General features: G+C 56.7%; 12 protein-coding genes. 7 read left to right on the top strand and 5 right to left on the bottom strand.

Translation table 11 applies throughout. The features are described from left to right. Positions 1–2: 2 nt before the first annotated feature. From K5Y30_RS01085 to cutC, 3 genes are all read right to left on the bottom strand, one after another. A complete protein-coding gene (locus K5Y30_RS01085; protein ID WP_222210304.1) occupies positions 3–623 on the bottom strand; it encodes a LysE family translocator in 621 nt (206 codons plus the stop codon). A 167-nt stretch (positions 624–790) separates the two neighbouring features. Beyond that, entirely contained in the window at positions 791–1,648 is an 858-nt protein-coding gene (locus K5Y30_RS01080; RefSeq protein WP_222210303.1) for a hypothetical protein, read from the bottom strand. 169 nt (positions 1,649–1,817) lie between these two features. Next, positions 1,818–2,570 carry a copper homeostasis protein CutC gene (gene cutC, locus K5Y30_RS01075; protein WP_222210302.1) on the bottom strand — a complete coding sequence of 251 codons (753 nt, stop codon included), beginning with the start codon at positions 2,568–2,570 and terminating at the stop codon, positions 1,818–1,820. Positions 2,571–2,655: 85 nt separating this feature from the next. Between cutC and K5Y30_RS01070 the strand changes: the two genes are divergently transcribed. Next, entirely contained in the window at positions 2,656–3,795 is a 1,140-nt protein-coding gene (locus tag K5Y30_RS01070; protein ID WP_222210301.1) for a MalY/PatB family protein, read from the top strand. On the opposite strand, the gene K5Y30_RS01065 is transcribed toward K5Y30_RS01070, so the two are convergent. Further along, complete coding sequence (locus K5Y30_RS01065; protein ID WP_222182549.1) at positions 3,792–4,352, bottom strand: VOC family protein; 561 nt, start codon at positions 4,350–4,352, stop codon at positions 3,792–3,794. The genes K5Y30_RS01070 and K5Y30_RS01065 overlap by 4 nt on opposite strands. A gap of 311 nt (positions 4,353–4,663) precedes the next feature. Here K5Y30_RS01065 and K5Y30_RS24800 point away from each other — a divergent pair, with 311 nt between their 5' ends. The 6 genes from K5Y30_RS24800 to aroQ all read left to right on the top strand — a co-directional run bounded on the left by K5Y30_RS24800 (position 4,664) and on the right by aroQ (position 11,000). Continuing rightward, positions 4,664–4,786 (top strand): hypothetical protein, encoded by a 123-nt coding sequence (locus tag K5Y30_RS24800; protein ID WP_007889544.1) that lies wholly within the window; start codon positions 4,664–4,666, stop codon positions 4,784–4,786. A 169-nt stretch (positions 4,787–4,955) separates the two neighbouring features. Next, positions 4,956–6,686, top strand: coding sequence for an arginine--tRNA ligase (gene argS, locus K5Y30_RS01060; protein WP_222210300.1), 1,731 nt, complete (start codon positions 4,956–4,958; stop codon positions 6,684–6,686). Between the two features lie 389 nt (positions 6,687–7,075). Further along, entirely contained in the window at positions 7,076–8,455 is a 1,380-nt protein-coding gene (locus K5Y30_RS01055; protein WP_222210299.1) for an aromatic acid/H+ symport family MFS transporter, read from the top strand. An 18-nt stretch (positions 8,456–8,473) separates the two neighbouring features. Next, entirely contained in the window at positions 8,474–9,733 is a 1,260-nt protein-coding gene (locus tag K5Y30_RS01050; RefSeq protein WP_222182555.1) for a gallate dioxygenase, read from the top strand. Continuing rightward, entirely contained in the window at positions 9,733–10,572 is an 840-nt protein-coding gene (locus K5Y30_RS01045) for an amidohydrolase (RefSeq protein WP_222210298.1), read from the top strand. The genes K5Y30_RS01050 and K5Y30_RS01045 overlap by 1 nt, the downstream gene beginning before the upstream one ends. Continuing rightward, the gene (gene aroQ / locus K5Y30_RS01040) at positions 10,569–11,000 is read left to right on the top strand and encodes a type II 3-dehydroquinate dehydratase (RefSeq protein ID WP_137385953.1); all 432 of its coding nucleotides are present in this window, start codon (positions 10,569–10,571) and stop codon (positions 10,998–11,000) included. Before K5Y30_RS01045 ends, aroQ begins: the two co-directional genes overlap by 4 nt. On the opposite strand, the gene K5Y30_RS01035 is transcribed toward aroQ, so the two are convergent. Beyond that, positions 11,001–12,227 carry a LysR family transcriptional regulator gene (locus tag K5Y30_RS01035; protein WP_192234128.1) on the bottom strand — a complete coding sequence of 409 codons (1,227 nt, stop codon included), beginning with the start codon at positions 12,225–12,227 and terminating at the stop codon, positions 11,001–11,003. Positions 12,228–12,252 lie beyond the last annotated feature (25 nt).

Genomic DNA, 12,252 nt, shown 5'->3' with positions numbered 1-12,252 from the left:
GTCTAACGCCGCGATAGCGCCAGCTTCGCGGCGAAGCCAATAAACACGCAGCCCGTCAGGCGATCCATCACTTTTAGCACCGCTGGACGACGCAGATGCGCCGCAAAGTACTGGCTGCTGCCAATCAGTACCGCATTCCACACTAATCCAATCACCATGTGCGTGAGCGCCATCAGCGTACACCACAGCGGCACCGACGCACCCGCCGGAATGAATTGCGGCAGGAAGGTGACGTAGAACACGCCGACTTTCGGGTTTAATAGATTGCCAAAGAGTCCGCGCGTAAAGCAGGCAACATAGCTTTGCTCTTTACTCTGCGCGCGCGGCCCTTCTTCCGCTTGGGTGCGTGGGTTGATGAGTAATTTGACGCCGAGATAGAGCAGATAGGCCGCACCGACCCATTTCAGCAGGTTATACGCCATTTCCGAGGCCAGCAGCAGCGCGCCCAATCCCAAACCCACCGCAACGCCCCACACCAGGCAACCCAGCGTAACGCCAAATGCTGTAGCCCAGGCACGTTTCCAGCCTTGCGCGGCGGCTGAACGCAGCACTAATGCAGTATCAAAACCGGGCGTGAGTGTGAGGATGGTGATGGCGAAAAGGAATGAAAGGATGAGTGTCATGTGCGGGCTCCCTGTTTGGTTCAGTGCGTTCCAGGCAAAGAATCAGGGCCGCTCCGTAAAGGCGTCGTGAACACGTCCTTGTGGACTCTGCCGCCGCATCCATGCGGCGGAAGCTTTACTCCGCGGCCCTGATTCTTTGCCTTAATGTGGGTTTTGTGTAGTTTGCTTTAATCTTGTGCGGCGGTTTCGTTGGGTGCGTTCCAGTATTGGTATTTATAAGCGGAGCTGAGATGGCGTTCAATGGTGCCTTTGGCGAAAACTTCGGTTTCATGCAGATAACTGAGCGTGCAGTTGCCCACTTCATCCCACAGCTGACACTCATCCACCGAGCGCAGCGTGCTGACTGGCGTGGTCGCGGTGCTGTTCAAACGCAGTTCTCGCCACTGGTTATCATAGCTATAAGTATCTTTGCTGCGCGCGCTGGTGGATGAGGTTACCAATCCTTGTGGATTCCAGCGCCAGCTGCTTTCGCCGTTGGTCATATTATCGCTGCCGCGCGCCACGCTTTTTTCCACTCTGAACTGTTTGTCATAGCGATAAGTGGTATCGGTAAAGCCATCTTTGCCCATGCTGGTGAATTTATCGGATGAGCTGACGATGTTGCCATGCTGCCCGATTTGCCAGTTGATGGTGCCCTGACGGTTGTCGACCACTTCCTCCTGCCCCGCTTTGATCACTTTGACCATGTAGGCATATTCCGCCACCCAGCCGCGCTGAACGCGGGCGATATGTTGTTCCATCGTCAGCAGGACGTTGCCTTCATTTTTGTCGTAGGAGATATCGGCCACCATCAAATCGCCGCACTGATCAAACTGGCCGAGTACGCGCTTTTGCGAGTTCACATCTTTGCCAAATTCGCCCGCTACTACCTGTCGCACTGCGCCTTTGGCATCGCCGCCCAGCATGATCCAGTTGTTGCTGCTGGTGATGTTTTTGCTCATCGGCGGACACGCCGTGCTGACCGCCAGCGCGACGCCGCAGTAAGGGAGAAGCAGCATTAATACGGTACAAGGGATGGATTTCATGAAGGTTATCCGTACGAAGCCAAAGAGTAATCAAAGCATCATTTACTCGATCACGCTATCTCCGCGGGAATTGCAGATAAAAAGAACCCCAGTTAGAAGAACTGGGGTTGGTACTTGCAAACATCACGTCGTTGGGACTGGCGTGCTGCGCGGCAAAATCGGGGTAAATTCAGGCTACCCGGACGGCGCTCAACTGCGTCATGCTTTTCATGGCTTCAACCACGTCACCATCAACGCAATAGCGGCTGAATTCATCGGTTTCCGCTTCGGAGCACATAGAAACACCGGCTTTACGGTAGCGCATCGGCGAAGCGACTAAACGGCTGGCGGAGCTGTGGACTTCCTGCAATCCACTGTCGATGAACTTCTGGATATTGCTCAAACGCACGCCCGCACCGGCCATAATAATCGGACCTGTGCTGTGTTCATTTAGTTCCCGTAATAATGCAATTCCTGCTTCGGCGCTTTGTTGCTGGCCAGACGTCAGGATACGCGCGATGCCTAAATCAGCCAGCACCTCAAGTGAGCGTTTCGGGCTGTGGCATAAATCGAAGGCGCGATGGAAGGTGACGTCCATGCCGTCACACAGTTTCATGATCTGCTGCATGCGGACGATATCGACATGCGCATCTTCATCCAGCATGCCAATCACTAAGCCAGGAAAACCGAGTTCACGCATTAGCGCAACGTCAGATTTCATCGACTCAAACTCATAGTTGGTGTAACAAAAATCGCCGCCGCGCGGACGGACAATAGGATGTACCGGGATCGAAATTTCACGTCGTGCCACTTCCAGCACGCCGGCTGAAGGCGTCAACCCACCTTCGCGCGGTGCGCTGCACAGCTCCACGCGATCGGCACCGGACAGCTGCGCAGTCATTGCGCAGTCGATGCCGTAGCAACAAATTTCCAGTTTCGTCATACCATGCTCCTTCTCATGACTTCTGGCTCGGGATGAATGCTTCAGTTAGTCTACTTAATTGGACAGTTTACGTGGAACTCGCACTATGGCATTCGATTTTAATCAATGGATAGACCGTCGTCACAGCGATAGTTTGAAATGGCACAAATATGGTGATCGCGATGTGCTGCCGCTCTGGGTAGCGGACAGCGATTTCCGTTCGCCGCCGGGTGTGATTGAGGCCATTAAACAGCGCGCTGAGCACGGTGTATTTGGCTATGGTGCAACGCCAACCGGATTGATTGATATCACCCTTTCGCGTTTAGCGCAGCGCTACAACTGGCAGATTGAGCCGGACTGGATTGTGTTATTGCCCGGCGTGGTGTGTGGTTTGAATCTTTCGGTCCGCGCATTCACGGAGTCTGGCGAATCTACTGTTTCCCCGACGCCGATCTATCCGCCGTTTCGCGGTGCAGCGAAGCTGGCTGACCGCGCGCAGGTAAATTTACCGCTGCGTTTACAAAACGATCGCTGGGTGATGGTTCTGGATGATAGCGCGATGCAGGGCAATGAACGCCTGCTAATGCTGTGTAATCCGCAGAATCCGGGCGGCACGGTTTATCGTCGTGACGAGCTGGAAGCGCAACTGGCATTTGCGCAGCAGCATGATTTGATCGTCTGCTCCGATGAAATCCATTGCGATTTATTGCTGTCACCCGGCGCGCAGCACATTCCGTTTGCGGCCTTAAGTGAAGATGCCGCACAGCGCAGCATCACGCTGCTATCTCCGTCGAAAACTTTCAATATTGCTGGATTGGGTGCATCGCTGGCGATCATTCCCAATTCAGAGCTGCGAGCACGGTTCAAACGCGTACGTGAAGGCATTGTGCCTGGCGTGGATATTCTGGCGCTGGTGGCGGCCGAAGCGGCGTGGCGCGATGGCGATGCATGGCTGGCAGCGCAGCTGGATTATCTGCGCGCCAATCGCGACTGGCTGGTGGCGCAGGTCAATGCACTGCCCGAACTGCAGATGGCCGCGCCGGAAGCGACTTACCTCGGTTGGATCGACGCCAGCAAGCTGGATGTCGCCAGCCCAATGGATTACTTCGAGCAGCACGGTCTCGGTTTTTCACCGGGCCACGATTTTGGCGACGATAATTTCGTGCGCTTCAACTTTGGCTGTACGCGCGCCACGCTGGAACAGGCGGTCGCGCGTTTGCAAAAAGCGGTCGCGGCGCGCCGTTAAGCCTGCTCGCTGGCGACGATCTCTTCCAGTCGCCACGGATGAAACTTAATCGTGGTTTGCCCGTCCGTCACCGCCAGCGTCGGATTGGGCAAACGCTCGTTCTCGCCTTTGGGCGCGCTGGTTTTAAACGAGATGCCCGGCTGCGTCAGCGCATCATCTGAAAGCAGCGCCATCGCCCGCACACCCAGCGTTTCCGGTTCTCCACGCAGCACAATCTCCACGTGTTCCCAGCCTTCATGGCGATACAGCTTTTCGCCCGGCCACGGCAGTTCAATCACATCGATTTGCCAGCCCGCCAGGTTCAATGGCTGATGCAGTTTGAACAGGCAGATCGGGCGACCATTGATCATTGCCTCGGAAAACCGCGTTCCGATCTGCAATAAGCCCGCTTTCCAGCGTTCTGCTGTCGCAAACTGGTGGCAGCGTACCGCAACGTGATCGGCTTCATGTTCGGCCAGATTAATGCCTAAACGTTCAGAAAAATTCACCAGCGACTGCTCAAAACGAGCCATGTCTTGTTTTAAATCATCCAATTCCATAGGAAAGTGGGTCTGCATCAAGCCTTACCTCTAATTCAGTTCAGGTTTACTAATCAATATGAAATTTGCTAGCCGTTGATTCCGCTTGACAAAATTGTCGGATTCATCCGATTTAGGCGTCAAAAAGGCTGAAAACTGCATAAATAGACCATTCATTTCGGATTTATCGCCTAATCAGGTCCAGCAGTTACTTTATGAAAGTGACCTAACTATTTGTTATTAATCATAATAGTTAATACAATGAGATAACTCTTATTTAGGTTGCAAACAATTGCAGCTTGAAACCCTTTCTTATAAATTTGGGTTTCACAACTACAAGGAACGGCCTTATGTCTATGCTCATTGTTGTCGCGGTCCTGATTGCATTAATGGGATTTGCAATTTCCCGCCATTGGAAGGTGCGTGAAGACAAAAGCGTTAAAAATCCTCGTCGTCACCCACGGCGCCGTTAATCGGCGCTGAGGGCCCGATGTTGCCTGTCATCAGATACCGAATAGCTGACTCACTTTAACATTTCACGTATACTTCCCCTCTTATTTTTCGTCCCGCCGCGCAGTTGCGGGATGACGACATCGGCTCGCCGCCTACAGGCGGGCCTTTTCAGCATATGAAGGTAACGCGGTGAATATTCAGGCTCTTCTTTCCGACAAAGTCAGTCAGGCAATGATTGCGGCGGGTGCGCCTGCCGATTGCGAACCTCAGGTTCGTCAGTCTGCGAAGGTACAGTTCGGTGATTACCAGGCAAACGGTATGATGGCCGTGGCGAAAAAGCTCGGTCAGGCACCGCGACAACTGGCTGAGCAGGTGATTCAACATCTGGATCTTAACGGCATCGCCAGCAAAGTCGAAATCGCCGGTCCCGGCTTTATCAATATCTTCCTCGATCGTGCATGGCTGGCCGCGCAAACCGCGCAGGCGCTGCAGCTGCCGCGCCTTGGCGTGAGCGCGGTTGCGCCGCAAACTATCGTGGTGGATTACTCCGCGCCTAACGTGGCGAAGCAGATGCACGTCGGTCACGTTCGCTCCACCATCATTGGTGATGCGGCAGTGCGTACGCTGGAGTTCCTCGGCCATAACGTGATCCGCGCCAACCACGTCGGCGACTGGGGCACGCAGTTCGGTATGCTGATTGCCTATCTGGAAAAACAGCAGAACGAACATCACGAAGAGATTGCGCTGGCTGACCTGGAAGCCTTCTACCGCGAAGCCAAAGTGACCTACGATGCCGACGAAGCCTTCGCCGAGCGCGCGCGTAATTACGTGGTGAAACTGCAGGGTGGCGACGAATATTGCCGCAGCATGTGGAAGAAGCTGGTTGATATCACCATGAGCCAGAATCAGCAGGTGTATGACCGCCTGAACGTGACGCTGACGCGCAAAGATGTGATGGGTGAAAGCCTGTACAACGACATGCTGCCGGGCATCGTCGCCGATCTGCGCGAAAAAGGCCTGGCGGTGACCAGCGAAGGCGCCACAGTAGTTTTCCTTGATGAGTTCAAAAACAAGGAAGGCGAACCGATGGGCGTGATCATTCAGAAGAAAGATGGCGGCTATCTCTACACCACCACCGACATCGCCTGCGCCAAATACCGCTTCGAAACCCTGCATGCCGATCGCGTGCTCTATTACATCGATTCCCGTCAGCATCAGCACCTGCAGCAGGCGTGGACCATCGTGCGTAAAGCCGGTTACGTGCCGGAATCGGTACCGCTTGAACATCACGCCTTCGGCATGATGCTGGGTAAAGATGGTCGTCCATTTAAAACCCGCAGCGGCGGTACTATTCGCCTCACCGATTTGCTGGATGAAGCGGTTGAACGCGCGCATGCGTTGGTCAGCGAGAAAAATCCAGAGATGTCCGCGCAGGAGCTGAAGGATCTGTCGGAAGTGGTTGGCATCGGCGCGGTGAAATACGCTGACCTGTCAAAAAGCCGCACCACCGATTACATCTTCGACTGGGACAACATGCTGGCCTTCGAAGGCAACACCGCGCCTTACATGCAATACGCCTACACGCGCGTGCTGTCGGTGTTCCGCAAAGCCGGCATTGATGCCGATAGCCTGAGCGGCGACATCGTGCTGACCGAAGAGCGTGAAGCGCAGCTGGCCACGCGTCTGCTGCAGTTCGAAGAAGTGATTACTCAGGTCGCGCGCGACGGTACGCCACACGTGATGTGTGCTTACCTCTACGATCTGGCCGGCCAGTTCTCCGGCTTCTACGAACACTGCCCAATTCTCTCCGCCGAGGACGAGAATATCCGTCTGAGCCGTCTGCAGCTGGCCGCGTTAACCGCGAAAACGCTGAAGCAAGGTCTGGATACGCTGGGCATCAAAACCGTCGAACGCATGTAATATATCTGGCGGAGAGCGCCGCAAACGGCTCTCCGCTGCTTCCCCCTCTGACAAAATTCTGCTCTTCAGCCTGCTCTAAATAGCGCTTCTGCCCTGCTCAATACCCACCATTTCTCAGCCTCGACTCGCTTTCTCATTTTTCCGACGCAGCTCACCAAATAAACAAAACTCATACCTTCATAACCATTTTATGGCAGACAAACTCGCACGCCATCCCTAATTTGGTTATGGAAGCAAGAACACAAAAACATGCAACAATCTGTTTTAAAAGCTAAAAACTATAAAACTTACCCCTGCAATCGGGTTAAAGTGATGCGCCCGGCCAATGTCAGGGCAGAAAAAAATCTCAACCCGATAACGTCATTAATAAAAAAATCAGAGCGTATCCTATGAGCAATCACGACATTATCGATGTAAAAGGCTGGATCGACGCCCGCCCGATCACCGGATACCAGTGGCTGACCCTCAGCCTGTGTTTCATCATCATCATGTTTGATGGCTACGACGCGGCAGCGATGGGTTTCATTGCGCCCGCGTTGATTGAAGACTGGGGCATCAGCCATGCGGAAATGGGGCCGATTCTCGGTGCCGCGATGTTCGGCGTGGCGATTGGCGCGCTGATTGCCGGTCCGTGGTCCGACAAATTTGGCCGCAAACGCGTGCTGCTACTGTCGATTGCCGTCTTCGCCTGCTTCAGCCTGATGAGCGCTTTCGCCCGCACGCCGCTGGAAATGGGCGTGTTACGTTTTCTCACTGGCCTCGGTCTCGGTGCGGTGATGCCCAACTGCGTCACGCTGGTGTCGGAATATATGCCGGAGCGCCGTCGCAGCCTGATGATCACCGTGATGTACAGCGGATTTAATATCGGTTCCGGACTGGGCGGATTCATTGCCGCCGGTATGCTGCCGCACTTTGGCTGGCAAGCAGTGCTGGGTTTAGGAGGCTTGCTGCCGCTGCTGATGTTACCGCTGCTGCTGTGGCTGCTGCCGGAATCGGCGATGTATATGGTGGTGCGCAAAGTCAGTCGCGACAAGATTGCCGCCGTGCTCAAACGTTTGGGCGGCGAATTCTCCGCTGGCACCGCCTTTGTGCTCAATGCGCCAATCATCCCGAAAAAGGCGCAGGTGCTGCAGCTGTTCAGCCGCGACTATGCAGGCGGCACGGTGGTGTTATGGCTCACCTACTTCATGGGGCTTTTTGTCATCTACCTGCTTAACGGCTGGCTGCCAACCATCCTGCGTTCTGGCGGCGTAACGCTGGAGCGCGCGGCGATTGTGGCGGGCTTATTCCAGCTCGGCGGCACCTTCGGCGGCCTGATGGTTGGTGGGCTGATGGACCGTTTTAAAGCGAAATATGTTATCGCCCTGTTCTATCTGCTGGGCAGCTTCTGCCTGGTGTCGCAGGGCATCTGGAGCTTTGGCCCGAATGTACTGGCGCTGCTGGTGTTCTTCGCCGGCGTCTGCATCAACGGTGCACAAACCGGATTGCAGGCCTTCTCCCCGGCCTTTTATCCCACCGAAATGCGCGCCACCGGCGTGTGCTGGATGCACGGCATTGGTCGCAGCGGCGCCATTATCAGCTCGTCGCTGGGCGGCGTGCTGCTCGGCGTGTTCCCTGGGCAAACAGCCATTTTTATCGTTTTGTCGCTCCCGGCAGTTTTGGCGGCACTTTCCATCACCCGACATCACCCTGCACAGGTGGCCCGTCAGGTTAAAGGCATCGACCTTAACGACCTGCCGTCCCTGTCGCGTACCCTCAATAATCGATGAAGTAGAGGTCAAAAAATTATGGCTAAAATCATAGGCGGTTTAGCGGTTTCGCATACTCCCACCATTGGCTTTGCGGTCGATCACAACAAGCAGCAGGAAGGCGCATGGGCCCCGATTTTCGATGGCTTTGCCCCGATGCAGCGCTGGCTGAAGGAGAAAAAACCGGATGTGCTGCTGTATGTGTTTAACGATCACGTCACCTCCTTCTTTTTTGATCACTACTCGGCGTTTGTGCTGGGCATTGATGACGAATATGCCGTTGCGGATGAAGGCGGCGGCCCGCGCGATCTGCCGCCGGTAAAAGGCCATGCGGCGCTGTCACAGCATATTGGTGCCAGCCTGATGGCGGATGAGTTCGATATGTCATTCTTCCAGGACAAAGCGCTGGATCACGGCCTGTTTTCGCCGCTGTCGGCGCTGGCACCGTGGCAAGGCGGCTGGCCGATGCAGGTGGTTCCGCTGGCGGTCGGCGTGTTGCAGTTCCCGATCCCGACGGCGCGTCGCTGCTATAAACTCGGCCAGGCGCTGAAGCGCGCGGTAGAAAGTTTCCCGGAGGATCTGAACGTTGCGGTGGTCGCGACCGGCGGCGTGTCACATCAGGTACACGGCGAGCGCTGCGGCTTCAACAATCCCGAATGGGATGCGCAGTTTATTGATTTGTTGATCAACGATCCCGAGCGCCTGACCGAAATCACCCTGGCGGAATACGCCACGCTCGGCGGCCTGGAAGGTGCGGAAGTGATTATGTGGCTGATCATGCGCGGTGCGCTGTCGGCCAACGTCGAGAAACTGCATCAGGATTACTATCTGCCTTCGATGACCGGGATCGCCACGCTGATCCTCGAAAATCAGTCACGCGAAGCGCCGGTCGATGTGCACCAGCGTCAGCGCGATAAGATCAACCTGCAGCTCAGCGGCGTGGAAAAACTGCCCGGCACCTATCCGTTCACCCAGGCGCGCAGCCTTAAAGCGCTGCGCATCAACCGCTTCCTGCACCGCATGATTCAGCCAGAATGGCGTAAGCGATTCCGCGAAGCTCCGCAGGCGCTGTATCAGGAGGCCGGGCTGAGCGCTGAAGAGCAAACGCTGATTACCCAGCTCGACTGGCGCGGCATGATCCATTACGGCGTCAGCTTCTTCCTGCTGGAAAAACTGGGTGCGGTAGTCGGCGTCTCTAACCTGCATATCTACTCAGCGATGCGCGGTGAAACGCTGGAACAGTTCCAGCAGACGCGCAATCAGCAGGTGCTCTATTCGGTGGCGGGGAAAGCAGACTGATGTTTACGCAACCGGTCATCGACTGCCATCACCACGTTTTTGATCCAGTAAACTTTCCCTGGGCACCCGAGAGCGCCTATAACCCGGACGGACACGAGCTGGCGACGCCGAATTACTATCGCGCAGTGATGCAGGCCTACAACATCCGCCACTCGCTGATTGTCGGCCCAACGTCGGGCTATAACACCGACAATCGCTGCCTGCTGGATACCATCAAGCGCGGCGAAGGACGCTTCAAGGGGATTGCCGTCACGCCGCGTGACGTGGAGAGCGACACGCTCGCCAGCCTGAAAGATCAAGGCATCGTCGGCATTGCGCTTAACGTGGCGATGCTGGGCACCGAGCCGTTTCTCCAGCTTGATGCCCTGATGGGCAGGCTGGCGGAGTTGGATCTCTTTGCCCAGATTCAGGTGCAAAACGATCAGCTACTGGCGCTGATGCCGCTGCTGTCACGCACCCGCACGCGTTTGCTGATCGATCACTCCGGTCGGCCTGACGTCAGCGCGGGCGTAGCACAACCAGCCTTTCAGGCGCTGCTGTCGCTGGCCGGCCAGCAGCGCACCAGCGTCAAGCTCTCCGGGCTGGCGAAATTCTCCCGGCAGCCCTATCCCTTCAGCGATGGACATCCCTATTTGCTGGCCTTGCTGGACGCATTCGGCGCGGAAAACTGCATGTGGGGATCGGACTGGCCTTTCCTGCGCGCCAGTGAACGCATGGATATGGGCACGCAACTGCTGCTGATCGAACAGCTGATCCCCGATGAAAAGAGCCGCCGTCAGGTGCTTTGGCACACGCCACAGCGGCTCTTTGGTTTTACTGAATTACAGGAGTCACGATGAGAACCATCTATGTATTGAACGGCCCGAACCTCAATCTGCTGGGCACCCGCGAGCCAGAAACCTACGGCTCCGACACGCTGCAAAGCGTGGAAGCGCTGTGCCGCGCAACGGCGGAAGAGCTGGGCGTGGCGATTGAGTTTCGCCAGACCAATCACGAAGGGGAAATGATTGAGTGGATTCAGCAGGCGCGTCTCGAAGCGCAGGCGCTGGTGATCAACCCGGCGGCGTGGACGCACACCTCGGTGGCGATCCGCGATGCGGTCACCGGCGTGGGGTTGCCGCTGTGGGAAGTGCACATCACCAACGTGCACAAGCGTGAGCCGTTCCGTCATCACTCCTATCTTTCCGACGTCGCACAAGGCGTGATCTGCGGCTACGGCATTCGCGGTTACCGCTATGCGTTGATGGAAGCGGCGCGCGCAGGTTGATTATTGGTCCTGCCCGCACACTTCACGCAGGCAGCGGATCAACGCATCCGCTGCCGGTGAGTGCAGACAGCCCGCACGCACCGTCAGCCCGATAGCGCGATCGGTATCCGGCAAAGGCACCGGCAACGCCACCAGCGCGCCGGACGCCAGTTCCACTTCCAGCTGGTGCGCGGAGACCGCCGCCAGCATATCCGACTGCATCAGCAAGCCGCGCACCAACGCCAGATCGCCGGTTTCCACCACCGGATCGGGTGCCGGAATGCCCATCGCCTGAAAACTATTATTCAGCAGATAACGCGCCGGCGTGGCCGAACGCGGCAGCACCCAACGCGCCGCGCGCAGATCTTCGGTAGAGAGCTCACGTCCCACCAGCGGATGATCGTGACGCGCCAGCAGCACCATGCGTTCGGAGAACAGCGTCTCGCGCGTGACGTCCAGCGCATCTTCATCGCGGCGCAGCGCGCCAAAAATAAAATCGATATCGCCCGAGCGCATCTCCGAGGCCAGCACGCCAAAGGCGCTTTCACTGGTGACCACGCGCACGCCCGGATAACGTGCCGTCAGCATCACGATCGCCTGCGGCAGGATACGCGTGCGTCCCAGCGGCAATGCGCCTACGCGCACCGTTCCCTCGAGTATCCCGCTGCGGGCAGCGATGTCGGCCGGAATGTGGCGCAGTTCATTGAGCGCACGCCGCACGTTGGCTTCGATTTCACGTCCGGCCAGCGAAGGCATCATGCCGTGCGGCGTGCGCTCCAGCAGCGCGATGCCCGCGCCGTTTTCCAGCACGCGCAGCGCGGCGCTCACCGCCGGCTGGCTTAGTCCGAGACGTGCCGCCACCGTCTGCATATGCCGCGTCTGGCACAGCGTGATAAAAATTTGCAGCCGACGCACGTTAAACAGCCACAGCGGTTCCGCGTCGCTACGCTGCGCACCGCGTCCCTGCAATTTTGCCAGCCGCTGCGGCACCTGATGCAGCTCCTCAATCGCCCGCAGCGCGCGCGGCAGCACACATTTACCGAAGTCAGTCAGCATCATGCCACCGGCGTGACGTTCAAACAGCGTCACGCCTAGGGTGAGCTCAAGGTCGCGAATAGCGCGGGTAATGGCCGACTGGGTGCGAAATAATTCATCTGCCGCCCGTGAGACACTGCCTTGTGCCACCACCTGGCTAAATGCCCTGATTTGCATCAGATTTGTCAGCTCCTGCGTGCCCTTTTCCGCCATCTTTCCCTGCCTGTTTCCGCCACCG

This window comes from Pantoea sp. DY-5 (genome assembly GCF_019795955.1).
Lineage (GTDB): Bacteria > Pseudomonadota > Gammaproteobacteria > Enterobacterales > Enterobacteriaceae > Pantoea > Pantoea leporis.
Note: the sequence above shows the minus strand (reverse complement) of the source record. Positions and strands in the feature narration are given on the sequence as shown.